Annotated in this window: 23 protein-coding genes and 3 pseudogenes; 12 read left to right on the top strand and 14 right to left on the bottom strand. The window is 69.0% G+C overall.

All coding sequences use genetic code 11. The annotated features are described in order from the left end of the window. Positions 1–239 precede the first annotated feature (239 nt). Positions 240–1,313 carry an enoyl-CoA hydratase/isomerase family protein gene (locus OG972_RS01485; RefSeq protein WP_266977867.1) on the top strand — a complete coding sequence of 358 codons (1,074 nt, stop codon included), beginning with the start codon at positions 240–242 and terminating at the stop codon, positions 1,311–1,313. A gap of 260 nt (positions 1,314–1,573) precedes the next feature. Here OG972_RS01485 and OG972_RS01480 read toward each other — a convergent pair whose 3' ends face one another. The 5 genes from OG972_RS01480 to OG972_RS01460 all read right to left on the bottom strand — a co-directional run bounded on the left by OG972_RS01480 (position 1,574) and on the right by OG972_RS01460 (position 5,439). Next, positions 1,574–2,404: a hypothetical protein gene (locus tag OG972_RS01480; protein WP_266977866.1), complete on the bottom strand. Its 831-nt coding sequence runs from the start codon at positions 2,402–2,404 to the stop codon at positions 1,574–1,576. 123 nt (positions 2,405–2,527) lie between these two features. Beyond that, positions 2,528–2,755, bottom strand: a complete 228-nt coding sequence (locus OG972_RS01475; protein WP_266977865.1) for a hypothetical protein — start codon at positions 2,753–2,755, stop codon at positions 2,528–2,530. A 198-nt stretch (positions 2,756–2,953) separates the two neighbouring features. After that, complete coding sequence (locus tag OG972_RS49185) at positions 2,954–3,097, bottom strand: hypothetical protein (RefSeq protein ID WP_323135837.1); 144 nt, start codon at positions 3,095–3,097, stop codon at positions 2,954–2,956. A gap of 265 nt (positions 3,098–3,362) precedes the next feature. Further along, positions 3,363–4,862 carry an MFS transporter gene (locus OG972_RS01465; protein WP_266977864.1) on the bottom strand — a complete coding sequence of 500 codons (1,500 nt, stop codon included), beginning with the start codon at positions 4,860–4,862 and terminating at the stop codon, positions 3,363–3,365. Positions 4,863–4,953: 91 nt separating this feature from the next. Further along, positions 4,954–5,439 (bottom strand): MarR family winged helix-turn-helix transcriptional regulator, encoded by a 486-nt coding sequence (locus tag OG972_RS01460; RefSeq protein ID WP_266977863.1) that lies wholly within the window; start codon positions 5,437–5,439, stop codon positions 4,954–4,956. Between OG972_RS01460 and OG972_RS01455 the strand changes: the two are divergent. After that, positions 5,429–6,277 (top strand): annotated as a pseudogene (locus OG972_RS01455) (ATP-grasp domain-containing protein); the annotation flags it as partial. The gene OG972_RS01460 and the pseudogene OG972_RS01455 overlap by 11 nt on opposite strands. A gap of 95 nt (positions 6,278–6,372) precedes the next feature. Here the strand turns inward: OG972_RS01455 and OG972_RS01450 are convergent. The 4 genes and pseudogenes from OG972_RS01450 to OG972_RS01435 all read right to left on the bottom strand — a co-directional run. Further along, positions 6,373–6,618: pseudogene (locus OG972_RS01450) on the bottom strand (deoxyxylulose-5-phosphate synthase); the annotation flags it as partial. A gap of 234 nt (positions 6,619–6,852) precedes the next feature. Further along, complete coding sequence (locus OG972_RS01445) at positions 6,853–8,124, bottom strand: family 16 glycosylhydrolase (RefSeq protein ID WP_266977862.1); 1,272 nt, start codon at positions 8,122–8,124, stop codon at positions 6,853–6,855. Between the two features lie 196 nt (positions 8,125–8,320). Next, on the bottom strand, positions 8,321–8,782 hold the full coding sequence (locus tag OG972_RS01440) for a hypothetical protein (RefSeq protein WP_266977861.1): 462 nt from the start codon (positions 8,780–8,782) through the stop codon (positions 8,321–8,323). Positions 8,783–8,881: 99 nt separating this feature from the next. After that, positions 8,882–10,264, bottom strand: a complete 1,383-nt coding sequence (locus OG972_RS01435; protein ID WP_266990217.1) for an FAD-binding oxidoreductase — start codon at positions 10,262–10,264, stop codon at positions 8,882–8,884. Positions 10,265–10,517: 253 nt separating this feature from the next. Here OG972_RS01435 and OG972_RS01430 point away from each other — a divergent pair, with 253 nt between their 5' ends. Beyond that, a complete protein-coding gene (locus tag OG972_RS01430; RefSeq protein ID WP_266977860.1) occupies positions 10,518–11,882 on the top strand; it encodes a radical SAM protein in 1,365 nt (454 codons plus the stop codon). Here OG972_RS01430 and OG972_RS01425 read toward each other — a convergent pair whose 3' ends face one another. Further along, on the bottom strand, positions 11,883–12,785 hold the full coding sequence (locus OG972_RS01425; protein ID WP_266977859.1) for a LysR family transcriptional regulator: 903 nt from the start codon (positions 12,783–12,785) through the stop codon (positions 11,883–11,885). Between the two features lie 114 nt (positions 12,786–12,899). On the opposite strand from OG972_RS01425, the gene OG972_RS01420 reads away from it, so the two are divergent. Beyond that, on the top strand, positions 12,900–13,778 hold the full coding sequence (locus OG972_RS01420) for an oxidoreductase (protein WP_266977858.1): 879 nt from the start codon (positions 12,900–12,902) through the stop codon (positions 13,776–13,778). 95 nt (positions 13,779–13,873) lie between these two features. Here OG972_RS01420 and OG972_RS01415 read toward each other — a convergent pair whose 3' ends face one another. After that, positions 13,874–14,725, bottom strand: coding sequence for an NADPH-dependent F420 reductase (locus OG972_RS01415; protein WP_266977857.1), 852 nt, complete (start codon positions 14,723–14,725; stop codon positions 13,874–13,876). Here OG972_RS01415 and OG972_RS01410 point away from each other — a divergent pair. Then, on the top strand, positions 14,724–15,275 hold the full coding sequence (locus OG972_RS01410) for a glycoside hydrolase family 25 protein (protein ID WP_266977856.1): 552 nt from the start codon (positions 14,724–14,726) through the stop codon (positions 15,273–15,275). The two genes, OG972_RS01415 and OG972_RS01410, sit on opposite strands and share 2 nt — an antisense overlap. A 181-nt stretch (positions 15,276–15,456) precedes the next feature. Continuing rightward, a pseudogene (gene adhP, locus OG972_RS01405) lies at positions 15,457–16,472 on the top strand (alcohol dehydrogenase AdhP). Between the two features lie 64 nt (positions 16,473–16,536). On the opposite strand, the gene OG972_RS01400 reads toward adhP, so the two are convergent. Next, the gene (locus tag OG972_RS01400; protein ID WP_266977855.1) at positions 16,537–16,944 is read right to left on the bottom strand and encodes a glyoxalase/bleomycin resistance/extradiol dioxygenase family protein; all 408 of its coding nucleotides are present in this window, start codon (positions 16,942–16,944) and stop codon (positions 16,537–16,539) included. 70 nt (positions 16,945–17,014) lie between these two features. Between OG972_RS01400 and OG972_RS01395 the strand changes: the two genes are divergently transcribed. Both OG972_RS01395 and OG972_RS01390 read left to right on the top strand, forming a co-directional pair. Further along, the gene (locus OG972_RS01395) at positions 17,015–17,479 is read left to right on the top strand and encodes a MarR family winged helix-turn-helix transcriptional regulator (RefSeq protein WP_266977854.1); all 465 of its coding nucleotides are present in this window, start codon (positions 17,015–17,017) and stop codon (positions 17,477–17,479) included. 35 nt (positions 17,480–17,514) lie between these two features. Beyond that, positions 17,515–17,781, top strand: a complete 267-nt coding sequence (locus tag OG972_RS01390; protein ID WP_266977853.1) for a hypothetical protein — start codon at positions 17,515–17,517, stop codon at positions 17,779–17,781. Between the two features lie 43 nt (positions 17,782–17,824). On the opposite strand, the gene OG972_RS01385 is transcribed toward OG972_RS01390, so the two are convergent. Beyond that, entirely contained in the window at positions 17,825–18,472 is a 648-nt protein-coding gene (locus tag OG972_RS01385) for an HD domain-containing protein (RefSeq protein WP_266977852.1), read from the bottom strand. A gap of 298 nt (positions 18,473–18,770) precedes the next feature. Here OG972_RS01385 and OG972_RS01380 point away from each other — a divergent pair, with 298 nt between their 5' ends. The 4 genes from OG972_RS01380 to OG972_RS01365 all read left to right on the top strand — a co-directional run bounded on the left by OG972_RS01380 (position 18,771) and on the right by OG972_RS01365 (position 24,678). Beyond that, positions 18,771–19,940 (top strand): S1 family peptidase, encoded by a 1,170-nt coding sequence (locus OG972_RS01380; protein ID WP_266977851.1) that lies wholly within the window; start codon positions 18,771–18,773, stop codon positions 19,938–19,940. 659 nt (positions 19,941–20,599) lie between these two features. Continuing rightward, on the top strand, positions 20,600–22,384 hold the full coding sequence (locus OG972_RS01375) for an MOSC and FAD-binding oxidoreductase domain-containing protein (protein WP_266977850.1): 1,785 nt from the start codon (positions 20,600–20,602) through the stop codon (positions 22,382–22,384). Positions 22,385–22,931: 547 nt separating this feature from the next. Further along, positions 22,932–24,338, top strand: coding sequence for an IS4 family transposase (locus tag OG972_RS01370; protein WP_266977849.1), 1,407 nt, complete (start codon positions 22,932–22,934; stop codon positions 24,336–24,338). Positions 24,339–24,447: 109 nt separating this feature from the next. Beyond that, the gene (locus OG972_RS01365; RefSeq protein WP_266977848.1) at positions 24,448–24,678 is read left to right on the top strand and encodes an alcohol dehydrogenase catalytic domain-containing protein; all 231 of its coding nucleotides are present in this window, start codon (positions 24,448–24,450) and stop codon (positions 24,676–24,678) included. On the opposite strand, the gene OG972_RS01360 is transcribed toward OG972_RS01365, so the two are convergent. After that, positions 24,649–25,890, bottom strand: a complete 1,242-nt coding sequence (locus OG972_RS01360) for an IS110 family transposase (protein ID WP_266977847.1) — start codon at positions 25,888–25,890, stop codon at positions 24,649–24,651. The two genes, OG972_RS01365 and OG972_RS01360, sit on opposite strands and share 30 nt — an antisense overlap. Positions 25,891–26,120 lie beyond the last annotated feature (230 nt).

Raw genomic sequence — 26,120 nt, 5'->3', positions numbered from 1 at the left:
CCGGCGGGATTGGCGGACAGTACGGCCTGTATGTGTTTCTTGTACGTGTCTTATTGTCGAACCCGTTCCCGAGTACTGCCACAGCGGACCCGGCGCTCCCACCGGCCCGCCGAACGCGTCCCAGCGGGTCCTCTGCACCCCTGCTGCCCCGACCTGCGGACCGCCGCCGCAGAATGAGCAACGGAAGATCGTCCGTGACCGGCGGACGGTACAACCCAGGGGCTGACCGGAGCGCATTGATGAACAACGAAGACCCCGTCCGGCTGCACACCGAGGGCCGCACCCGGCACATCACACTCAACCGCCCACGCGCCCTCAACGCGCTGACTCACACCATGGTGCTCCGCGTCGACGAAGCCCTCACCGCGGCAGAACACGACGATTCGGTCACTGCGGTGCTGATCAGCGGAGCGGGGGAGCGCGGCCTCTGCGCAGGCGGCGACATCCGCGCCATATATGAGGACGCCCGAGCGGGCGGCTCCGCATCGCCGGACTTCTGGCGCGACGAGTACCGGCTCAATGCCCGGATCGCCCGCTTTCCCAAGCCGTACGTCGCACTCATGGACGGCATCGTGATGGGCGGCGGGGTGGGCATCTCGGCCCACGGAAGTGTCCGTATCGTCACGCAACGCTCCCGCGTCGCCATGCCGGAGACCGGTATCGGCTTCGTGCCCGACGTGGGCGGGACCCATCTCCTCGCCTCCGCACCCGGTGAACTCGGCACCCACCTGGCGCTCACCGGGGACGCCGTCGGAGCGGCCGACGCCCTGCTGTGCGGGCTCGCCGACCATTTCGTACCCTCGCGGCACCTCCTGGAACTGACCCGGGACCTGGCTGGGGCCGCCACGCCCGCCGACATCACGGAGGCGGCGCAGCAGTACGTCGCCGAGGCGCCCGTCGCCGAACTGGCCGCGCATCGCGACTGGATCGACGCCTGCTATGCGGCCGACTCGGTCGAGGAGATCGTCGACCGGCTTCAGAATTGCGGCGAACCCGCCGCGAAGGAGACCGCCGAGACGATTCTGGCCAAGTCGCCCACCGCACTCAAGGCGACCCTTGCCTCGGTGCGCAGCGCCCGGCTCCTCAACAGCTTGGAGGAGGTCCTCGACCAGGAGTTCCGCGTCTCCTGCGCTGCCTTCACCCGGCCCGATCTGGTGGAAGGTGTACGCGCCCAGATCATCGACAAGGACCGCAACCCGCACTGGAGCCCGGCCCGGCTGGACCAGGTCACGACTGCTGACGTGGCAGCGTTCTTCACACCCTTGGGCGGCAGCGAACTCGGACTCGCCCGCGAGGCCTCGGCCGCCCGCTGAGGCACGCGGCGACCCAGGCGCGATTCACGGACGGGGCGGCGCCCCGACACAAGCGGCCGAGCCGGCAGCGCCCCGGTGCGCTGCCGGCTCACTCCGCTTCGGAGCTCGTGGGGCCCGCTCACCCTACGGAACCCGCAAGCAGAGTCGTCCAGCGGCCGCTGGCCGTTGAGCTTTATGAAACGTTTCATCCTGCGCGAGGTTTGGACTCGTTCACTAGTCAAGCAACACATCCGGTTTTCTTCAGGACTTGAAACAATTCATCACGCGAGAGGGGGCTCGGGCGGCCCTGCGCCCCGGCGAGCGGCCACCGCATCGAAGAGATCCCAGCCGTCGAGCTGCTCGGTCGAGGGGGTGTCCGGGTGCCACCCGCCGGACACCGCCTCGTCGAACAGGGCCCTGACGGTTCCGGGCTTGTGCAGGTTCAACCAGCCGCCCTGCGCGGTGCCGACGGCTCCCGAAGGGAGAAAGCCGTCGGGGACCAGTCGGCCGGTGCCCTCCTGGAACACGATCAGAAGCCGCCCGCGTGCGTGGTAGCGGCGGATCGTGAGGATCTCGCGGCAGTTGCGATATGTGCCCTCCTCGACATCGTGGTCATGACCGACCGACCAGAGGAACGTCTCGTCGTTCACCACGAGACGCCGGGCGCTCCTGCTGCTTCGAACCATCGGCGGACCGCCGTCCTTGTCGTCGTGTCTGCGGTCAGAAGAACAGTCTGACCTTGTCTCGATCAGCAGGCGTTCACGGTCCAGTGCCACGAGGGGCGCGCACCACGACCCGGGCATGGACGGGATCGCCACGGCGGGCCTCCGGGTCCGGACCTTCTCGGCGGCCGGCTCCCGCATCACGCCCCGGACGAGAGCCTCTTCGTGCTCCGCCGCCGGTTCCGGCTCTGCTGTACAGGCGAGCTCGCAGAACGGGACCGACCCCTCCGGCAGCGGCTCGCAGAACGGGACCGACCCCTCCGGCAGCGGCTCGAAGTCCGGCTCCACCCTTTCGAATGTCGGCACCCAGGCGCCGATCGTCGGGCGTGAGTACACCTTCACGGCCCGAACCGGGCGGGCGAGTGCGAGCGTCCGTGGAGCTGCAGTCATGGCAGCCACCGTAGGGGCGGCGGCACCACCCTGTCACCGGCATTCCGCCGCGCTGCCCCAGTCTGCCCGCGGGCACCGCGGCCCGGGCCGCCACGCTACACGGTATGCAATGTTCCGTGCTGCTCAGCGACCGCTGCTGGACATGCTCGGCTGCAGGCTCCCCACGAGGTCGAAGAACCGGGCCTCATTGCCGCAGAGCCCTGCACGTTGCAGCGCACCGTCGGCCTCCGCCATGGGCGAGGCGAGCAGGGGCAGGTACAGCGGCGCCTCGTCCGGGTCCGCGAGGGCGGCCCGTGTGGCCTCCAGCAGCCGGACGTACGCCTGGGCCGCGGCGAGTTCGTCATTGCGCATCTCAGCATCTCCTGGTCAGAGGTGTCGGACCATCAAGCATCTCTCATGGGTCTGACAACGCTATTCAGGAATCCGTGACGGGGATGTCCCGGGCCGTTCCGTAGAGACGCGACACGCGGGTCCGGATCACCACGTGCCGGTCCGCCCCGATCTGTTCGAGGAATGCAGTCTCCTCAACGGAATCCTCGAACCCGGGTATCATGGCAAGTCCACGACCGGCTCGCGCCCGAGTACCGCCGTCACCTCCGAGATCTCCGCATCGCCCTCGGCGACGGCGAACGTGGAGATGTCCGGCCGCTGGGCTTGCAGGGCGGCCTGCGGTGCGTTCCGCGGCCGGCGCACAGTGAGGCGATGGGCGCTGGCGAAGATCCGTACGACGCGCTCGTCGGGGTTCCACGGGTGCAGCGCCGTGGACAGATGCGGGTCGGCGCTGCGTCCGACGAAGGAGAGCGCTCCGACACTGCTGCACGCTCAGGAACCGTGACAGCTCGTCATCGGTGAGTGTGCGGGGCGCGGGCCCGGTACCCGGCTGCTGCTCGCCCTTTTTGCTCGTCCGTTCCGTGTTCGTGCACATGGGGTGCCTTTCGCGGGAGTGACGGTGGGACGTTCAGAGGTTTCGAGTGCTGCTCCGTGGCGACGCGGGGAGGGAGTTCGGCCGCACCGGGCGCAGCACCGTGTAGGCGACGACGAACGCGGCGACGAGGAAGCCCGCGCCTACGGTGAAGGCCAGGTGGTAGCCGCCCGTCAGCGCCGTGGCCCGGCTCGCTCCGTTCGTGAGCAGCCCCTCGGTGCGGGAGGCCGCCAGCGTGGACAGCAGGGCGACGCCCACCGCCATACCGATCTGCTGGGTGGTGTTGAACAGCCCGGACGCGAGCCCGGCGTCGTCGGCCTTCGCATCGGACATGCCGAGCGTGGTCAGCGCGGGGAGGGCGAGGCCGAAACCGGCCCCGAGCAGCATCACCGGGAGCAGATCGGTGAGGTAGTGCGCGTGTACGGGCACGCGGGCGAGCAGTCCGAGGACCCCGATCAGCATGACGAGCCCGGTCAGCAGGACCCAGCGTTCACCGAAGCGCGCATTGAGGCGGGCCGAGACCCCCAGGGACACCGCGCCGATCACCACGGCTGCCGGAAGCATCGCGAGTCCCGTCCGCGCGGATCCGTAACCGAGGACCTTCTGCAGGTACAGGGCGACCAGGATCTGGAACGAGAACAGCGCTGCGACCATGAGCAGTTGGACCAGATTGGCCCCCGCGACCGTACGCGATCGCAGGATGCGCAGCGGCATGAGCGGGGTTCCGGCAGTGGCCTGGCGAGCGACGAATGCGCCGAGCAGGACGGCGGCAAGGGCGCCCAGCCCCAGCGTGTGCACCGAGGTCCAGCCGTACTCCTCGACCTGGACGACGGTGTAGATGCCTACCATCAGCCCTGCGGTGACCAGGAGCGCGCCGGTGACGTCCGCCCCGGCCCGGAGGCCGAGACCGCGGTCGGCAGGCAGGACAGGCGTGGCGATGACGAGCGCCGCGAGGCCGATCGGCAGATTGATGAAGAAGATCCAGTGCCAGCTGAGCGCATCGGTGAGGACGCCGCCGAGCACCTGGCCGATCGACGCCCCTGCCGCACCGGTGAAGCTGAACACGGCTATCGCGCGGGCGCGTTCGCGGGGCTCGGTGAAGAGCGTCACGAGGATGCCCAGGCCGACGGCGGAGGCCATCGCGCTGCCGACGCCCTGCAGGAACCGGGAAGCGATCAGCATCGCGGGCGTGGTGGCCGCGCCAGCCAGCAGAGACGCGGCGGTGAACACCGCGGTGCCGGCAAGGAACATGCGCTTGCGGCCGAGCAGATCGCCGAGCCTGCCTGCGAGAAGCAGCAGGCTGCCGAATGCGATCAGGTAGGCGTTGACGACCCAGCTCAACCCGGCAGGCGTGAACCCCAGGTCGTTCTGGATGGTCGGCATGGCCACGGTCACGATGGAGCCGTCGAGGACGATCATCAGCATCCCCGTGGCGATCACCCCGAGTGCCAGCCGACGGGAGCGGGCTGTGGGAGCGGGGGCCGCGGACGGCGCCGGGCGATCAGCAGGTGTGGAAGGAGCAGAAGGAGCGGACATGCGGTCTCTCCTGTCGAATGAGGTGACAGGAGAGACGCTAGCAGATGGTTTTGTAGTAGACGATTTCTTTCGGGTCTATCTCTGTGACCCGTTACCCTCGCTGGCGTGCCCGCCGGACCGTCTGCGGACTCTCGGACGGAGTGGCCAGGTGCCCGTCGACCAGGTGTTTCAGTGCGCGCAGCAGCATGTCGCGTTCGTCCTGGGGGAGGGCGGTGAGCGCCCGCTCGTGCACACCGTCGACGATCTGCTGGCTCTGCTCGGCGACCTTGGCGCCCTTCTCGGTCACAGCGATGATCCGGGCACGACGGTCCTTGCTGGAGGGGCGGCGCTCGGCGAGTCCGGCCTGCTCCAGGGCGTCGACCGTCACGACCATCGTGGTCTTGTCCATGTCGCCGATCTCGGCGAGCTGGATCTGGGTCCGCTCCTCCTCCAGTGCGTGGACCAGGACGCAGTGCATGCGCGCCGTGAGTCCGATCTCGGCGAGCGCCGCCGACATCTGAGTCCGCAGGACGTGACTGGTGTGGTCCAGCAGGAAGGAGAGGTCCGGTTCGGTGCGGGTGGGTGACATGGCGGTCATGTCTGCCAGGGTAACCGCGATTCGGTCCGTGGCGGATTATCCGGAAGTCGGCCTATGCGGCACCGCCCGGGCAACGGCGAGCGGAGGAAAAGCGGTACCCGAACAACCGTGGGCGAGGGCACCATGGGACGTCATGACCATCGACCGTGTCGTACTCCTTGCGCCGCGTACCAGCGGAAGCGGACGCCGCCTCGCCGAGACCGCTGCCGGTCGGGGACTGCGCGTACTGACCGCGGACGGCTGGGCGCTGCCAGCCGAAGCGCAGGGCGCCGAGCGGGCGCACCTGTACGGCGGGCCGCTGCTTGCCGACAGGGTGGCCGGCGAGCTGGACATCGTCCCGCTGGAGCCTCCGGCGGACTGGCTGGCCCGCCTGCCGACCGGCCTGACCGGCCGCCGGGTCGAGGCGGTCACCCTGAAGGAGGCGCGGGAACTGCGCCGACCGGCCTTCGTCAAGCCGCCGACCGACAAGTTCTTTCCGGCCCGCATCTACCCCGACGGCTCCCGGCTGCCCGGCCCTGACGCGTTCGACGACGACCTGCCGGTGCTCGTGAGCGACATCGTCTGCTTCGCCCGTGAGTACCGCCTTTTCGTGCTGGACGGTGCCGTGCACACCGGCAGCCGCTACTCAGTGGGCGCCGCGCTCGATCCGGCGCCACTGGCGGAGGACCGGTTCGACACCGAGGTCCGTGCGTTCGCCACCGCGCTGCTCACGGAGGCCGCGGGCTCGCTGCCTTCGGCCGCCGTGGTGGACGTCGGCCTGCTCGACGGCGGTGGTTGGGCAGCCGTGGAGGCGAACCCGGCCTGGGCGAGCGGCGGTTACGCCTGCGATCCGGAACGGGTGCTTGACGTGGTGCTCCGCGCGGCCGGACCGGCCGCCGAAGCGGCCCCACCGGACCTGCGCTTCGCCCGGTCCCTGCCGGAGGTCCCGGCAGGTCAGGACAGCTCCGGGCGGACCAGCGCGCGGGCGAACGGCTCCCCGGTGGCGCGCGTAGGCCAACCGCACGCACACCTCGCTCATGGTGCGTGGACGGTGGCCGGGGCCGACGCAGCAGCCTTTGTGGAAGCGGAGGTCCGCATTCAGTAGGACGGAAAGGTCCGCCGGGCATCCGTGTCCGGACGCCGCGGCGCGGCGAACGCCGAGCCGACGTGGATCAGCGGCGGTGCGCAGCACGGGCAGATCGGGTCGTGGCCGCCCGGAAGGGGGTTGCAGTAGCCGCTGGACCGCTGTCCCGTTGGCGGCGGAGGCGCCCGCCACGTCCACGCACTTGCCGCCCAGCCCGGTGATCGATCCGGTGCCGGTGGTCGCGGCACTGGCGGCGGCGGGCAGGGTGACGAGCGAGGCTCCGGCGGCGAGGAGGAGCGCTGCCGGCAGGGCGAGCGGCCCGAGGCGGCGGCGCGAGCCGGGGAGGGGGCTCATGCCGCGTTCACCGTCCACTTCTGGTTGGCGGTTCCGGCACAGGTCCAGATCTGGAGCCGGGTGCCGTTGGCGGAGGCGTTGCCGGTGGCGTCCATGCACTTGTCGGCCTGGACGTTCACGATGTCCCGGGCACCGGACACACCCCAGCGCTGATTGCCTCCGCCGGTGCAGTCCCAGAGCTGGAGCTGGGCTCCGTCGGCCGTGCTGTTGTCCTTGACGTCGAGGCACTTGCCGAGCGCGCGGATCGTCCCGTCGGAGCCTACGGTCCACTTCTGGGCGGCGGTTCCGTTGCAGTCGTAGAGCTGGACCGCTGTCCCGTTGGCGGCGGAGGCGCCCGCCACGTCCACGCACTTGCCACCCAGCCCCGTGATGGTGCCGCCCGTACCGTCGGATCCGCTGTCACTGGTGGTGACGTGCACGTAGTCGACGACGAGGTGCTGCGGGAAGGTGGTGCTGCCGTCGGGGTCGCCGGGCCAGTAGCCGCCGACCGCGAGATTCATGATGATGAAGAACGGCTTGTTGAACACCCAGCTCTTCCCACCGAGATCGGCAGGTGTGCGCCGCTGGTAGACGGTGCCGTCCACGGACCAGGTGATCGAGTCGGGTGCCCAGTCCACCGCGAAGGTGTGGAAGGCGTCGGCGAACGCCTGGTCGCCGGGCAGGGCGTAGCCGGCCCCGATGCCGCCGGAGCCGGAGTACCCGGGGCCGTGGATGGTGCCGTGGACCGTGCCGGGTTCGAAGCCGACGTTCTCCATGATGTCGATCTCGCCGCTGTTGGGCCAGCCCACGCTGCCGATGTCGTCGCCGAGCATCCAGAACGCGGGCCACATGCCCTGACCGCGCGGGATCTTCATCCTGGTCTCGATGTGCCCGTAGGTCGAGGTGAACTTGCCGGCCGTGTTCAGCCGGGCCGAGGTGTACTCGCACCGGCCGTACCAGCACTGGTAGTTGCCCGGATTGTCCTTGCGGGCGGTGATGACGAGATTGCCCTGGCCGTCGAGGGCGGCGTTGCTGTTGCCCGCCGTGTAGTACTGGCGCTCGTGGTTGTTGACGTTGTCGCCGGTCTCGGTCTGCCACTTGCTTCCGTCGACCGCCGATCCGGCCGGACCGTTGAAGTCGTCGGAGAACGTTGTCGCCGCGGCGGCGACAACGCGTGGCTCGGGTGCGGGCGTGGCGTCGGCGGGGGCAGCGGTCACCGCACCTGAGCAGCAGAGCAGAGCCACGACATACAGCGCCATCCGGCGCCGTCTGGGGGTTCGCACAGTCATCACACCACTCTTCATGGGGCAATCATGAACATGACAGATTGCATGGCGGACCGATGCCCGGGAGGAGGCTCGACACCGCTTCTTAATTCACTTCTTGATTTAAGTGATGGCATGAGAGGGCGTCAAGGAGTTGGTACAGACCTTGTATTGCGGGATTCTGTGCCACCGCGCGTTCAGGTCTTGAACGTGTGAACTTTCAGGGCTCGACCTCCAGGAACCGTCGGCGTCGCGGCCCCCGGTACAGCAGCGCCGTCCAGCCCAGCTGCCCCAGCGCGGCCGCGCACCGGGTCAGTTCCGCCTCCTCCTCGTGCGCAGCCCCGCTGCCGGGCGGACCGAGCCACTCCACCCGTACGGTGCCGGGCGTCCCGCCTTCCTGCACGCGGTACCCGGTAGCGACCCGCTGCCCGGACGCATCAACGGCCGATGCGGGCACACCGGCCGCCTCCAGCGCCAGCGCGACCGCCCGCAGCCTCCGATGCAGCTCCCACTGAGCCGGTACGCCCTCGGGATCCGCCCGCCCGGTGTTGGTCAGTCGCCGGATCTGCAGTAGCCCCTCCCACGCCGTCTGCACCGACGCGGCACGCTTCTCCGCCGGCCCCGGGGCCAAAGGGCCGTCCCCGGTGGCCGGTTCGAAACCGGTGTCGTCCTCGCTGCCCATCCTCGTCCCCTTTACCCGTCCCGCACTCCTGCCAGTGTGCGTCGCCCCACTGACAAAGGCCCCCGGACCACCCGTCCGACCGGCGACGACACCCGGGAGCTACGCCGAAACGCCCGGCCCGGCGCCGAGGACCTTTCCGGGATTCAGGATCCCGTGCGGATCCAGCGCCGCCTTCACCGCGTGATGCATGCCGAGCACCGCGGGCCCCAGCTCCTTGCTCAGGCCACGCATCTTCAGCAGCCCCACCCCGTGCTCGCCCGTGACGGTGCCGCCCAGGGCGATCGCGTCGTCGAGGATGTCCTCGAAGGCGGACTGGGCGCGCGCCCGCGCCGCTTCGTCCCCGGGCGGCGTGATGATCAGCGGATGCAGATTGCCGTCACCGGCATGCGCGATATTGGCCACCAGAATGTCGTGCCGGACCCCCGTCCGCTCGATCCGGGCCAGCATCTCCGGCACCGCGGCACGCGGCACGCAGACGTCCTCGGTGAGCACCGGACCGAGCCGCTCCAGCGCCGGATACGCCAGCCGCCGCGCCTGGAAGAGTGCATCCGCCTCCTGCTGGTCCGTGGAGACCGCGGCCCACGTGGCACCCGCCCGCTCGAAGCAGTCCCGTACGAGCTCGGCCTCGGCATCGCCCTCGGCACCCGGGGTGTCGACGCGGCCGAGCAGGACCACGTCGGCATCGGTGGACAGCCCCATCTTCTTCCAGGCGTCGACCGCGGCGAGGCAGTGACGGTCGACCAGTTCGAGCGCCGACGGGATCACGCCCGAGGCGGTTACGGCACTCACCGCCTCACCCGCGGCGACCACCGACGCGAAGTACCCGGCCACGGTCCGCTCCTGCGGTCGCGCCGGACGCAGCCGGACCGTGATCTCCGTGATCACTCCGAGCGTGCCTTCGGAACCGACGATCAGCCCGGCCAGGTCGTAGCCCGCGACTCCCTTCGCGGTGCGCCGCCCCAACGACACGACCTCGCCGAGCCCGTTGACCGCTTCGAGGCCGAGCACATAGTCGCGAGTCACGCCGTACTTGACGCAGCACATGCCTCCGGCGTTCGTCGCGACATTTCCGCCGATCGTCGACCTGGGCGAGCTCGCCGGATCAGGCGGGTACCAGAGCCCGTGCTCCGCGCAGGCCGCCCGCAGGTCGTCATTGACCACGCCGGGCTGGACGACGGCCAGTCGTTCCGCCGGGTCGATGTGGACGATCCGGTTCATGTCCTCGAAGGACAGGACGATCGACCCGTCGACTGCGTTCGCGCCACCGGACAGGCCCGTGCCCGCCCCGCGCGGCACCAGCGGAATGCGGTGGGTCAGACAGTGCCGCACCACCTCTCGTACCTCGTCGGTGGTCTGTGCCCGCACCACCGCCAGAGGCGTTCCGTACGGAGCCCACTCGGCCTCGTCGTGCTGGTACCTGACGAGCCCGGCCGGATCGGTGAGCACCCGTCGGGCCGGGATGCTGTCGACTGTGTTCGCCACGTCGGTGGCCACCTCCCAGAACGATTCAATGGCCATCATCGCGCGGACGGCATCCGGCCTGCACGGGAGAGCCGGCGGCCTCCGCGCATCGGGGTGCCGGGTCTCGATGGCCTTGCCCCTCCACGCAATCCGTACACCAGAGGATCCAACGCAGGGCTGGGACGGGCGTCGCGAACGGATCACGTCCGTGGTTCGTTGCACAGTGTGGCGTACCCGGAAGAACATTCGACGACCGGACCGAGGAGCCCTGTACATGTCCAGCCGTACCGACACCGGCCGCAACGACCCCAGCCGCACTGCCACGAGCCGCACCCACCTGATCGAGCGGCTCATGGAACGGTTCCCGCACGTGCCGCGGGAAGCCGTCATCAAGGAGGACCTGCTCCGTGGCGGAGTGGCGTTTGACGAGTCCGCGCTCAGTGACAACGAGGACGGCGACGTCAAGCCGAAGTCGTACTTCATCTTCTCCTTCGACCACGGCACCCTGCCGGAGCTGGGAGCGGCCGCACTGCGACGCCCGCCGGAGGAGATCGTGCTCACCGGAGGCCCGTACGAGCTGCGCCGCACGGTTGTTTCGGTACGGGTGAACCCTGCGTCGCCCTACCGTGTCGCGGCCGACGAGGACGGCGTCCTGGGGCTGTACCTGGACGGCAGGCGGATCTCGGACGTGGGCCTGCCGCCGATGCCGGACTACTACCGGCACACGCTCGCCAACGGCAAGTCGGTGATGGAGGTCGCGCCCACCATCCAGTGGGGCTACCTCGTCTATCTGACGGTCTTCCGCGTCTGCCAGTACTTCGGTGCCAAGGAGGAGTGCCAGTACTGCGACATCAACCACAACTGGCGCCAGCACAAGGCGGCGGGACGCCCCTACACCGGGGTCAAGCCGGTCGAGGAGGTGCTGGAAGCACTCGCCATCATCGACCGCTACGACACCGCGAAGACCTCCACCGCCTACACCCTGACCGGCGGCGCCATCACCTCCCACATCGGCGGGCGCGACGAAGCCGACTTCTACGGGCAGTATGCCAAGGCGATCGAGGACGCCTTTCCCGGCCGCTGGATCGGCAAGGTTGTCGCGCAGGCACTGCCGAAAGCCGATGTCCAGCGATTCCATGACTACGGCGTCCGGATCTACCACCCCAACTACGAAGTGTGGGACCGCAGGCTGTTCGAGCTGTACTGCCCCGGCAAGGAGCGCTACGTGGGCCGCGACGAGTGGCACCGCCGGATCCTGGACTCCGCCGAGGTCTTCGGCGCCCGCAACGTCATTCCCAACTTCGTGGCGGGCGTGGAGATGGCCGAGCCGTTCGGTTTCACGACCGTCGACGAGGCCATCGACTCGACCACCGAGGGCCTGCGGTTCTTCATGTCGCACGGCATCACCCCGCGCTTCACCACCTGGTGCCCGGAGCCCACCACGCCACTGGGAAAGACCAATCCGGACGGTGCGCCATTGGAGTACCACATCCGGCTGCTGGACGCGTACCGCTCGACGATGGAGGAGTACGGGCTCAGCTCGCCGCCCGGATACGGTCCGCCCGGACCCGGTCGCGCCGTGTTCTCCGTCAGCTCGTTCATGGACAGCCTCCCGGCCGCACCGGACGATGCACGGTAGTCACTTGTCGGACAACGCCCGTGCGTCGGAGACGAGTTCACGTACGACCTCGGCGAAGCCCCGCACCAGGGCGTTGTCCGCGCCGTCCACCCAGGCGAGAACGGTCCGCAGCGGCTCCGCATCGGTCAGCGGGACCCACGAGAGATTCGGCCGGGCGTAGTACTGCGCCATGCTGGAGGGTGCGAAGCAGATCGCTGACCCCTCCGCGACCTGCTCCAGCATCTCCTCGACATTGTCGTTGGTCGGGCCCCAGCGCGGGCTCGACCCGTCCGGCCTGGGGTTGACCGCCCACCAGTCCACCCACTCGCGAGGCGCCCGCTCCGTCCACATCAACGGCTCGTCGCGGACATCGAGTACGGAGACACCGGTGCGGCCGGCGAGCGGATGCCCGGACGGCAGACCGACGACCCGTGGCTCGGAGTGCACGACCTCGGCATGCAGCCCCGTCAGGTCATTGGGCAGCCAGACAAAGGCGACATCGGTAAGCCCGTCGCGCAGCGCAGCGGCCTCCTGGCCCCAGTCGTACCGCTTCGGCGCCACCCGTACGCCCGGGTGACGCCGCGCGAACTCCGCCCTGGCCCGGGTGGTCAGCTCGCCCGCCCCGCTCGCCTCGAACCCCACCCGCAGGACGCCCGTCTCGCCGCGCCGGTGCCGTTCGGCGGTGGCTGTCACCCGCTCGGACTGACGCAGGGTGAGACGGGCCTCCGTGATGACATCGAGTCCGGCGGCGGTGGCGGCCACGCCACCCGCGTGCCGTTCGAAGAGCCGTACACCGAGTTCCGATTCCAGGCTCTTCAGCGCGTAGGACAGGGCCGGTTGGCTGACGTACAGCCGTTGGGCGGCCCGTCCCAGATTCCCCTCGTCGGCGATCACGGTGAGGTAGTGCAGCTGACGCAGCTCCATCCAGCGATGATAAATCGTCTTTATGGAGCGAGGGAGGCTCTGTCTTGGACCACCAGCGGCGTCGGCTGACATAACGGAACCGCGCAACACCCCTTTGGACAAGTGGAGTCATGAATGAATGCCGAGACCGCCACCACGCCGGATGCCCGCACCGAGCCCGCCGGCCGTGTCTGGCTGATCACGGGAGCATCCTCCGGCTTCGGCCGGTCGATCGCCGCAGCAGCCCTTGCCGCCGGAGACACCGTCGTGGCCACAGCCCGTAGGCCCGAGGCGCTCGACGACCTGATCGCCGCACACCCCGACCGAGCGGTCGCCCTCCAACTGGACGTCACCGACCAGGCGCGCATTGCCGCCGTCGTCGCCGACACGGTGCTCTGGTACGGGAGGATCGATGTCCTCGTCAACAACGCTGGTCTCGGGCTGGTCGGGGCGGTCGAGGAGACCACCGATCGCGAACTGAGGGATCTGATGGACCTGCACTTCTTCGGCCCCGCCGCCCTGGTCCGCGCGGCGCTGCCGCACATGCGCCGCCAAGGTTCAGGGGCGATCGTGCAGATGAGCAGCATGGGCGGCCGGCTGTCGTTCCCCGGCGTCGGCGCCTACTCCGCGACCAAGTTCGCCCTGGAAGGTCTCTCCGAGGCACTCGCGGCCGAGGTGGCCCCGCATGGGATCAAGGTCCTGATCGTCGAACCCGGATCGTTCCGGACCGGATTTGCCGGGGGAGGCGCACTGCGCCAGACCGCGGCCATCCCCGCGTACGCGGAGTCGGTCGGCCCGGTCCGTACCAACCTTCCCGGCTCGGACGGCAAGCAGGAGGGAGACCCCGACAAGGCAGCCACGGCGATCCTGACCGCGCTGGCCGCCGAGAGGACGCCGCTGCGGCTGCCGCTCGGCGACGACGCGACCGACGCGGTCCTCGCCGCCCTCGACACCGCCCGTGTCGAGACAGCGGTCTGGGAGAAGGTCAGTCGCAGCACGGGCTTCGACAACTGAGCGTGAGCCCCGGGACCGACGAGGGGGCGGGCTCCGGGCGGAAGTCCGACCGCCACCCGCCCCGTCGCCGATGGACGGAGCGGCGCGCCGATCCGTCAGGCGCGCCACTCCGCCGTACGCTCCGGGGACGCCTCGGCCAGCGCCTTCGCGATGGTCTCGGCATCGCCCTGGTTGCCGTAGACGGGCGTGCCCGGCTGCTGGCGCCACGACTCGTCCAGACCGCCTGCGTCCACCGTGTCGAAGCCGAGCTCGTCGATGAGGTTGCGCACGGTCTGCTTGGCGGCCGGGTCGTCACCGGCGACCGGCAGGGCCTGACGGCCGGGGCTGCCCTTCGGGAGCGGCTTGGAGAGGATGTCCTCCGCATACGTCCCGTTGAACGCCTTGATCACCGGGTGGCCGATCTGCTTCTCGGTCCACCTGCTCTCCGGCAGGCCGTCCTCGATGGCGGCGATACGGCCGTCGCGCTGCTGCGGGTAGTAGTTGCCGGTGTCGATGACGACCACACCCTCCGCCGCCCCGTCGAGGAACCCGGCGGGCAGGCCGGGAACGGCCTTGACCGGGATGGTGACGACGACGACGCGCGCCCCTCGTGCCGCGTCCGCCACGGTGACCGGGGTGGCTCCGGTCTCCTCGGCGAGCGCCGTGAGCGTCTGCGGGCCACGGGAATTGGCGACGGACACGTCGTGGCCGAGCGCGGTGAGACGCCGGGTCAGGTTGCCGCCGATGTTGCCTGCTCCGATGATGCCGATCTTCATGGATCCGACCTTCCGATGGTGCCTGCGAAGTGCAATGCGGTCTTGTCGCTTCACCAACTCGTCGATACAGAGAGCTATTCCGGGTGGCCGGAAGAACGTTCCCCTTGGGGAGGGACGGATGGGAACCGGCGGCTGCGGGCAGGTACAGAAAGAGAAACGGAACCACAGAGCCCACTTGAAGGCGGTGCCCATGCTGCATGGCGTCGATGTCAGCTCGTATCAGTCGTCCTTCGACACGGACGGACTGGACTTCGTCTTCATCAAGGCCACCGAGGGCCGTTCGTACGTCAACCCGCACCTGTCCGCACAGGTCAAGCGAGCCAGGGACGCAGAATGCGTGGTCGGCTTCTATCACTTCCTGTGGCCGGGAAACCTCACCGCGCAGGCAGAGTACTTCGTGAGCAGGGCCCCGGAGAAGGCGGGCGATCTGCTCGCCGTGGACTGGGAAGTGACCGGCGACGGAACGTGGGCGAGCAATGCCGAGAAGGACCGCTTCATCCGCGAGGTCAAGCGTCTGAGGCCGCACCACCGGGTTCTGCTCTACTGCAACCGGCACTTCTGGCTGAACCACGACGCCACGTCGTACACCGGCGACGGTCTGTGGATCGCCGACTACGTGACCGCCGGTCATCCCCGTATCAAGGCGACCTGGCGTATCCATCAGTACGCCGACCACCCGCACGACAAGGACGTGGCCGCCTTCGCTTCACGCACCGCCATGCGCACCTGGGCGCGACCGTGACCGCTGCTTGCTGAATGGCGGGTCGCGCCCATGATGGGCTGCGATCGTCGGACGAGCGCACACCGGAGATTCGAAATACTCTGTTCCGAGGCTTTTGTCACTGCATGGGATGCATGGTCCGTATCCGGATTCGGCGCGGTGACGTCGGCCCGACGCGCCCGTCCGAAGCGGAGGAGTGTCCATGAAAGCCGCTGTTGTCCGCAGCTTCGCCGAACCCCTCGTCATCGAGGAGCGGCCGGTACCGACCCCGGCCGGGCACCAGGTTCTGGTGCGGATGGAGACGTCCGGGCTGTGTCACACCGACATTCATGCCGCGCAGGGCGACTGGCCGGTCAAGCCGAGTCCACCGTTCGTGCCCGGACACGAGGGCATCGGCATTGTCCAGGCCGCTGGTGACCGCGTCTCCCGCCTGAGGGTGGGGGACCGGGTGGCCATCCCCTGGCTCGGCGAGGCGTGCGGACATTGCGACCATTGTGTCTCGGGCTGGGAGACGCTCTGCCTGCAGCAGCAGAGCAGCGGCTATTCCGTCGACGGGAGCCACACCGAGTACGCGCTGGCGCACGGCAGCTATGCAGTGCCCGTTCCCGACGGGATCGACCCGCTTGATGCGGCGCCCCTGACCTGCGCGGGCGTCACCACGTACAAGGCGGTCAAGCTGTCCGGCGTACGCCCGGGCACCCGCGCTCTCGTCTCCGGCATCGGCGGTCTCGGTCACCTCGCCCTGCAGTACGCGCGGATCTTCGGGGCGGAGACCATCGCCGTCGACGTCACCGACGAGAAGCTGGCTCTCGCCCGGGAACTGGGCGCCGACCATGTGTCATCGACGCCCGGGTCCAGAACGTTGCCGAGGAGGCGCAGCGGCTCAGAGGCGCCGACGCGGCCATCTCCCTCGCGGTGAGTAACGAATCGTTCGGTGCCGCCTACGGCGCGCTGCGCCGCGGCGGCACGCTCGTCCTCGTGGTGCTCCCGGCGGAAGGCACGTGGGAACTGCCCGTGTTCGATACGGTGCTGAACGGTACGAAGGTCGTCGGCTCGATCGTCGGAACCCGCGAGGACCTTGCCGAGGTCTTCCGGCTGCACCTGCTGGGCCGCACCCGCGTCGTCCGGGAGGTTCGCCGTCTGGATGACATCAACTCCTCGATCGACGAGGTGCTGAACGGCAAGGTGGCGGGGCGCCTGGTGTTCGATCTGCGCTGACGGGAAACCGCTGGAGGCCCCCGGTGGTCCGGCTGCGCCCCCGACGTCGATCAGTGACATCTGATCAGTACGACTGAAGCTCGATCAGATGCCCTTCGGGATCGCGCACATGGGCGGTGCGGAGGTTCGGTCCCCAGTCCGGCCGGTCGCAGGAACCGGCGACCAGTGAGGCGCCGTGTTCCAGGCACAGCGCCAGTCCGGTGTCGACATCGGTGACCCGGCAGACGAACATCGAGCTGTCCTGCGCCGACGGTGCGGTGGCGGGCAGATCTGCCGTCCTGGCAACCGTCGCCATGGCCCCGCGGTCGAAGAGCACCAGCACACCCTGGCCGTCGACGTCCCAGTGGGCATACGGTCCGGACGCGCTGCCGCTCGCCCGGACCGCCCCGATCAGCCGGGGCAGTACTGCGTCGTAGAAGAGGAAGCATTCGGTGAACCTGCTGACCAGCAGGCGGGGGTGCAGCGCGTCCATCGGAAGGCCCTCCCAGAGCGCAAATAATAGGTGTGGACCCATTATTCGGCTCGACCCTACGATATGGGCGATGAACGAGACACCGCCCAGCCTTCTGGAACTCAGGCCCTACCTGCTGTCCAAGACGGGCAAGGCGGCGAGGAACCGGGTCGCGGAGCGGCTGGCCGAGCGTGACCTGCGGCTGTGGCACATGGCTGTACTTGCCGCGCTCGTCGACTTCGGCCCGCATGTGCAAAGGGAGTTGGCGTCCAGACTTGCGATCGACCGCAGTGACGTCGTGAAGGTCGTGGACGATCTCGCGGTCGCAGGCCTGGTGGACCGCGCCCGCGACGCCGACGATCGGCGCCGCGTCACCGTCACACCGACACCGGCGAGCCGATCCGTGCTCGCAGAGATCCAGTCGGACACCCGGAACGTGCAGGAAGACCTTCTGGCGCCGCTGACCGAAGACGAACGCACGCAGCTGGAAGACATGTTGAGGCGCGTCTACGCACACATCAACCATGAAGCCGACGGACAACGGCCAAGTCGCTGACCGAATCCAGGGATCCGGTGCGGCAGACTTCTACGGTGACCACAGCACCTCAACCGCCCCGCGACCGTGCGCTCGGGCGCGGCATCACCACCCTCATCCCGCAGGCTGCGAGCGTGACTCCGGCGGAGCAGGCGGCCGCGGTACTGGCAGGAATGCGGAGCGTTCCGGTGCGCATCGGGGTTCTCCAGGCCGCCATTGTGCTCCTGGAGGAGCGTGTGCGTACGACAGAGGACGACACGGAGCGTCGGGCGGCCGCCACGACCGTGGCCATGCTCCGGAGTGCGATCGGCCAGGCGGGCTGAACGGCCACCGCGGCGCCGCCCGGTGCGGATCGGTTGCGCCCGCTCACTCCGGCCAGGGGGAGTCGAGGATCGTACGGACGAAGTCTCCGCGCTCGAAACCGGGCACATAGTGCTGCAATACATCGGCCTTCACATTCCCGAAGGTCGTCTCCGGTTTCGGCTGGATCCCGTCGGTGAACGCAGCGAGAATGCGCCGCTTGAAGTCCGGCCGCGGATGCAGGGCGACAATCTCCGCCCGGTCGGCCTCCGAGATGTCCTCGTACCCGATACCGAGCACGTCGTATTCGACCCCGGCCGTCACCAGAGCTACTTCCGGCTCCATGAACTGCGGGATGCCGGGCGTCGTGTGCAGCGCGATGGCCGTCCACACGCGCCGGATGCTGTCCTCCGGCACATGGTGCGACCGGAGGAATCGCCGGGCCTCGTCCGCGCTGTCCACCTCGAACCGCCGGCCGCTCCCGTGGAAGCTTTCGCCGAGCCCGAGGTCGTGGAAGAGGGCGCCGATGTAGAGGAGTTCGGGGTCGAAGCTCAGATCGCGACGGCGTCCCTGCAGGGCGCCGAACCAGAAGACGCGCCGTGAGTGGTGGTAGATGAGTTCGCTCGTGGTGTCCCGGACCAGCTGGTCCGCTTCCCGTGCGATTCCGGTGTCCGGCGCACGGATACCGGCTGCGGAGGACGGTGTGATGGTCACTGCTCTTCACCTGCACTTTCCTGTGAGTGGACAGCCACCGGCTCCACCTTCCGTGTTTGCCGGCGGAGCGACAACCCGGGCAGGGTGCCGAGGGCGCGCCGAGGATCCGGGGGAGACCCCTGATGCCGCGATCCGGGCGCCGTATCCGGCGGGCACGGGTTCATCTATTGGCATGGACCTGACCGATACTCTGGGCTACAGTCCGTTGCGGCACACGCTGAGAGCGCTCTCAGATGAGACCTCTCGGGCGGCTGCTGTTCCTCCCCCACACATCGGAACAACAGAAGGGCCCACTCCCTTGAGACGTACGACTGTGTTACGCACCGGTCTGTCCGCCCTGCTCCTTCTCGGTGCCTGGGCAACCGTCGGCCTCGCTCCGGCCTCCGCCGCGGACGCTCCCTCCGCCTCTTCCGCCCATGCGTCCGTCTCCCGGGCACAGGCGTCGACCGGCCTGCTCCTCGCGGTGCAGAAGGACCTCGGTCTGACCGAGAGCCAGGCCAAGGCCCGTCTGGCCGCGGAGAGGACGGCAGCAGCCCTGCAGGGAAAGGCGCGACGGGCCGCGGGATCGTCGTACGGTGGTTCCTGGTTCGATCCGGCCACGAGCAGGCTCACCGTGGCTGTCACCAGCGACAAGAAGGCCGACGCCGTACGGTCGACGGGTGCGGCCGTTCGGCTGGTGGCCCACAGCGCCCGGCAGCTCGACGCGGTCAAGGCGCGGCTCGACAGACTCTCCGCGCCCGACGGTGTCGCGAGCTGGCACGTCGATCCGCAAGGCGGCCGGGTCATCGTGAACGTCGTTGCCTCTGCGGAGGCTGACAACGATGTCCGCGCGTTCGTCAAGAGGGCTCGTGAGGCCGGACCCGTCCTCGTGCGGCTGACGGCCCAGGCGCCGAAGACCTTCTCCGCGGGGATGGTCGGCGGCGATCCGTATTACACGGGCAATGTGCGGTGTTCCATCGGCTTCTCCGTGTACGGCGGCTTCGTCACCGCGGGCCACTGCGGCCGGCCGGGGGCCGGGGTGAGCGGCTGGGACGGTTCGTACATCGGCAACTTCCAGGGATCCTCCTTCCCGGGCGACGACTACGCCTGGGTGAGCGTGGGCAACGGCTGGTGGACCGTCCCGGTGGTGCTCGGCTGGGGTACGGTCTCCGACCAGCTGGTCCGGGGTTCGGCGGTGGCCCCCATCGGTGCCTCGATCTGCCGCTCCGGGTCCACATCCCACTGGCACTGCGGGAACGTGCTGGCCACGAACGAGACCGTCAACTACAGCCAGGGCGCCGTCTATCAGATGACCAAGACGAGCGTGTGCGCCGAGCCGGGCGACTCGGGCGGCTCGTTCATCAGTGGGGACCAGGCGCAGGGCGTCACCTCCGGCGGCTGGGGCAACTGCAGCAGCGGCGGTGAAACCTGGCACCAGCCGATCAACGAGATCCTGAACAGGTACGGGCTGACGCTGCACACGGCCTGATCGTCCGGGACCGTCCTGAGGGCCTGTCGTGCCCGGTGCATCGAAGCGCCGTCCGACGCGGCAGGCCCTTCATGGCGTCCCGGGCCACCGGCAGCCGGAATCGGCCCGCTCGGCAGGTCGATTGCCGGCGAAGTGTCGGTAGAACAAGGCTCTTCCGACCCCCGAGACGCTGAATGCGTTCTACGCCGACCGCCCGGATCCCCTGGGCGTAGAAGAGGTCCTCGGCGAGGTGACGGGGAGGAGGACGCTTGGCCGGACCGTGCCTGCGCTGCCTGCAGGATGATGTCGGTGACAGCGCCCGGCTGGGCCAGGGACACCCGTGTGGTTCGTGGGCCTTCACGGTGTGCGAGCCGGCTCATTCTGCCAAGAAGCATGTGTTGGCGGCGCCGATTGCGCGATCCTGCGGGGGAGCAGTGCCCAGGACGGGATGGTTTTCAGACGTCGGTCTCGGAGGTCTCGGCGAATCCGGACCCTTGCGACTGCTGCGCAGCCTCTCCTGCAGAGCCCGCCACCCTTGGCCCGCGCATGAGCAGCACGGACCTGTGTGGAAAGGAGGTCCGTGCAGGGCACTGCGTCACGTGTCCTGCACGTGCCATCGACAGTTGGCGTATTAGCGTGGCAGCGGTGGGGGCGGTCCGCTCGACCAGGGAGATGCGCCCATGGCCACGCTCGTCGCGGTGAATGTCGGGATGCCCCGCGATGTTCCCTGGAAGGGCCGAGCGACGCATACGGGTGTCTGGAAGCAGCCGGTCACGGGCCCGCGGATGGTCAGGAAACTGAACATCGACGGAGACGGCCAGGGCGACCTCGCCGGTCACGGCGGGCCGTACCGAGCAGTGCTGGTGTACCAGGTGGACTCCTATCGGCACTGGCAGGAGCACCTGCACCGCAACGATTTCACTCATGGCCAGTTCGGTGAGAACTTCACCGTGGACGGCCTGCCCGACGACGAGGTGTGCATCGGCGACCAGTACCGCATCGGAGATGCGTTGTTCGAAGTCACACAGCCCCGGGTGACGTGCTACCGCGTAGGTCTTCGCATGGACGAGCCGCAGATGCCCGCCCTGCTGGTCGCCCATGGACGCCCCGGTTTCTACCTGAAGGTCCTGGCCGAGGGGGTCGTCCAGGCCGGAGACGAGATCGTCAAAGTCTCCACGGGGCCGGAAGCGATGACCGTCGCGGAGATCGACGCCGTGCTCTACAGACCCGGGCGTTCGCGCTCCCAGGTGGAGCGGGCACTCCGCATTCCCGCGCTCAGCCCCGGCTGGAAGACGTCCATGCAGTCGCTCCTGGACGACTACGACTCGAAGGGCTGGACAACAGGCAATACGGGAGGCAATACGGGCCTGACCGCCGCCGCGAGCAGCCCGCCGCCGGCCTGGCCGGGCTTCCGTCCCCTGGCGGTCACGCACATCGCCCCCGAGAGCAGGAGCATCTTTTCCCTCACTCTCGCCTCCACCGACGGCAGTCGGCTTCCACCAGCGCTGCCCGGCCAGTTCGTCACAGTGAGGATGCGCCCCGACCCGCAGGGCGCACCGGTTGTTCGCAGCTACTCCCTGTCCGGGCCCCCGGGGGACGCACACTACCGGATCAGCGTCAAACAGGAACCCCATGGCGTGGGCAGCAGCTACTTGCATCGACACGTCACGGTCGGCGACGTCCTTGATGTGGCTGCCCCGCGAGGCACGTTCACTCTCGACAAGGATGAGGCAGCCATCGTGCTGGTCTCCGCCGGCGTCGGGGCCACCCCGGTGCTCGCCATGCTCCATGCGCTGGCCGACAGCCGTGATCCCCGCGCGGTGTGGTGGGTGCACGGAGCTCGGGACGGCGCCGAGCATCCTTTCGCCGACGAGGCGCGCACCCTGCTGTCACGCCTGCCGTCCAGCCGATGGCATGTCTCCTACAGCCGACCGCGCGACGACGACCGTCTCGGCGACGACTACACCGCAACCGGCCGACTCACTGCCCAGCTTCTCGAGGACCTTGGAATCCCGGGGGACGCCAACGCCTACATCTGCGGTCCGGTGGCGTTCATGGACGACATGACACAAGCACTGGTGGACTGCGGCCTGGCCCCTGGGCGGATCCACACCGAGACCTTCGGATCCGTGACCGCGATGACGCCCGGAGTGGTTCCGACCGATGCGCCGGCTCCCCATCTGCCCGCCCATCCGCCCGGACCGGGCACTGGCCCCGCCGTCACTTTCGCCCGCAGCAGCCTGACCGTTCCCTGGGACCCCGGCTACGGCACACTCCTGGAACTGGCCGAGGCATGCGACGTCCCGGTGCGGTGGTCGTGCCGTACCGGTGTCTGTCACACCTGCGAAACGGCGGTCGTCTCCGGCGGCGTCGACTACTCCCCCGACCCCATCGACCTGCCGGCCGAGGGCAATGCGCTCATCTGCTGCTCACAACCACCCGCGGATCTCATCCTCGATCTGTGACCCCCTTTCCTGCCGCCGCGGTCGCGTCATCGTTGCGGGCCACCTGCCCCGTCGGCACCGATCAGGGCGTGGGGCACGTCGGCCCGCACCTCAGTAGGTACTGACCGGGCGCGCGGGTCCTCCCTGAGGAGTCCGCGGCTCAAAACCGGCGTCCGGCACACCCGGGGGCTGTCTCAGCGGCCGCACCTCGTGGGCGAGTCGGGCAAGGCCCCGGCGCAGCTCGGCCAGTGGTCGCAGGCGATGACCGGCGCAGGGCGTTCAAGAAGACAGCAGGCGCGGTCTTCCTCCTCCTGGCCGTGCGGGACGGCAGAGGCGAAGGGGCGTCCGGTGCGGACACCATGAGGAGCGAGCCGCCGTCCAAGGAGTGACGGGCCGGTGTGACCGACTGAGGTCGGTCCGATCATGGGAGTGATCTCCTCATGACCAGTACGACAACACCGTTGCGTTTGACCTCTGAGCTGTACGTCAAGCCCTGCTGAACAGCGCAACGGGACCACCTGATAGATCAACGATCGGCGAAGAAAGTCGATCAAGGTCAGGGATCCCGTTGCAGGAGAAGTCTGTCATCACGTCCACGATCGAGACAGCCCGGGGTGTGTTCGCGCCGGGTCATCTGGGGGAGTTGACCCAGGTCGTGGACTTTGCGCTGGTGGACGCGGTGCTGGAGGAGACCGGCCGGCGCGAGAAGCGCCTGCGACTGCTGCCTTCGCGGGTGGTGGTGTACTTCGTGCTCGCTCTCGCACTGTTCGAGCACCGCTCGTACCGCACGGTGTGGTCCAAACTGACCGCCGCCCTGACCCCGCTGGCCCTGGTGCGTCCCGCGGTCTCCTCGCTGACGCGGGCCAGGCGCAGGGTGGGGGCCGCACCTCTGCGGCGCCTGTTCGAGACACTGGCCGGGCCCGTCGCCCGCCCCGGTCAGGACGGGTCCTTCTACCGGGGCCTGCGCACGGTGGCCGTCGACGGGACCCTGCTGCACACCCCCGACGACGAGACGCTCACCTGGCGCTACCCCAAACGGGCCGGGGAGGGTCTGGAGTTCGGCTATCCGCTCCTACGGCTGCTGACCCTGGTCGAGTGCGGCACCCGCGCGCTCATAGCCGCCGCCTTCGGACCGGAGTCCGAGGGTGAACTCCCCTATGCCAAGCGGCTTCTGGCCGCCCTGGACAAGACGATGCTCCTGCTGGCCGACGCGGCCTTCGACGGCAACGAGTTCCTTGATGCCGTCCATCAGAGCGGGGCGCGGTTCCTGGTGCGCTCCGGGGCCCGCCGTGTCCCCACCCCCGCCGAGCACCTGGGCGACGGCTCCTACATCGCCCGCATCGGCTACGGCGTCCTGCGGGTACTGCTGCCGGTACGCGTGATCGAGGCAACCCTCACCGTCACCTTGACCGATGGCACCGTCCGCACCGAGCAGTGGCGGCTGATCACCAACCTGCTGGACCCCGTCCGCTATCCGGCCGCCGAGCTCGTTGATCTCTATCACCGCAGGTGGCAGGCGGAAACTACGTATTTTTCGATCAAGGCCACGATGCTCGACGGCCGCGTCCTGCGCTCCCGCAGCATCGATGGTCTCGACCAGGAGGTCTACGCCCTGCTCACCGCCTACCAGGCTCTGATCCGCGCCGGCGACGACGCCCTGACCGGTCGGCCGGAAGTACCCATGGAACGGATCAGTTTCACCGTCCTGCTGGCCGCCGCAACCGACACCGTCACCGCCGGCCATGGAATCTTCCCCAACACCCTCGTCGACCTGGTCGGCACGATCGGCCACGCGGCCCTGGACGCCCTCCTGCCCGCCCACCGACGGCAACGAGTGAAGGCCCGCACCCGCAAGAACCCCACCAGCAAGTACGGACCGAACGCCGGACAACACCCCACGACCAGCCAGAACTACACCGTCCGCACCACCGTCGCGTTCTTCGACCACGGCCTCAATAGCCGCTCACGGCGCTAACGCAACGGTGTTGACCAGTACGATGCACGCCGTCCGGGCCCACCGACGGGGCGGCCCGGAACAATTCGTCTACGAGTCGGCCCCGTGCCCCGAACCGTCCGGCGGCGAAGTGCTCGTCGCGGTGTATGCCGCCTCCATCACCGCCGGAGAACTCGAATGGGACGCCAGCTGGACCGACAGCCTTGACGGGACGGGGCGTGACCGAACGCCGACCATTCCCTCGCACGAGGTCTCCGGCGTTGTGGCCGAAGTCGGCGCCGGGGTGACCGATCTCGCTGTCGGCGACGAGACATCCGATACGGAAGATCTGTCAAGCGGCCTCCGTGAGTTGAGCGTCTGAGGGTGCAGGGAAGGCGACTGTCTCGCTGTAGCAGACGCGGCGGGTGAGGCAGTGGTGGAGGCAGCCGAGCATGCGGTTGAAGAGGTTGCGCTGGGCGGCGGTGTGGCGGTCTCCGGCCTCGCGGCGGCGGTCGTAGTGGGCTCGGGCGCCGTCGGAGTGGGACATAGCGGCGAAGGCCCACATGTAGCCGACGCCGGCCAGCCGCTGGTTCTTGACCCGGCGGGCCAGGACGGCCACGCTCTTGCCCGAGGCCCTGGTGATCGGGGCCGACCCTGCGTAGGCCTTCAGGCCCTTGGCGTCGGCGAAGCGGGATCGGTCGTCGCCGATCTCGGCGAGCACCCGGGCGCCGCTGAGAGTGCCGAGCCCTGGGAAGCTGGTGATGATCTCGGCGTCCGGGTGTTTCTCAAAAGACTCCACCGCGGCCTCGGCGAGGTCGTCGGCGCTGGTGCAGGCGGCCTCCATCTGCCGCAGCAGCGCGAGCGTCTGGCGTCCCATTGCCTGTTCGACCAGGGGGAGTTGGCGCATCTGGGGCAGGCGGAGTGCGGCATGGAGGCGGTCGGCCTCGGCGTCGAGGGTGTTCTTTCGGCCGGCCTTCTTCAACAGGGACCGCAGCTGGGCGCGGGTGAGGCGGGCGGCCTGTTCGGGGGTGGGGGCGGCGGCCAGCAGGGTGCGGGCGATGGGGTGGCACACGCCCTCGCGGCGGACGCCGACCGCGGCGAGGAAGCCGGGGAAGTACTCGCGCAAGTGCGAGGTGAGCTTGTTGGCGGCCTGGGTGCGGTCCCACACGGCGTTCTGCTGGGCGCGGGCGAGGACCGCGACGGCCTGGGCGAGTTCGGTGTCGGCGGGCAGCTGGCGGTGGGCGGCGGCATCCGTGCGCAGGATGTTCGCCAGCACCATGGCGTCGAGGTGGTCGGACTTCTTGCGGGAGACCGCGTGGCGGTCGCGGTAGCGGGCGGCGGCCATCGGGTTGATCGCGTAGACGGGGCGGCCGGCCGCGCGCAGGCAGGCGACCAGCAGACCGCGGGAGGTCTCGATGGCCACCGGGACGGGGGCCTCGGCGGTGTCGCCGTGCTCGGCGAGGAGCTGCAGGAGCTCGGCGAGTCCCTCGGCGGTGTCGTCGATCCGGGCCTTGGCCAGTAACGATCCGGTGTTGTCGACTATGGCGGCGTCGTGATGGTCGCTGGCCCAGTCGATGCCGCAGGACACCTTCAAAGCGGTTCACGTCCTCTCGGTCGAATTGCTTGCCGTGGCTGGTCACAGCCGTGCGGGGCACGCGTCTCCCTAATGGCAGGGCTCGATGGCCCGTCATCCGATTAGCCGTTCGTGACCCCAGCGACCCGCAGGGTCCTCGGTCTTGGCGAGAGCTCGGCGGCTCCCGAACACGGAAGAGGTGCTCCCTGCGGGCGGCTCGGACCACAAGCATCAACGGTCCGATCATGTGC

Origin of the sequence: Streptomyces sp. NBC_01669 (assembly GCF_026339735.1) — a bacterium.
Taxonomy (GTDB): domain Bacteria; phylum Actinomycetota; class Actinomycetes; order Streptomycetales; family Streptomycetaceae; genus Streptomyces; species Streptomyces yanii.
Note: the sequence above shows the minus strand (reverse complement) of the source record. Positions and strands in the feature narration are given on the sequence as shown.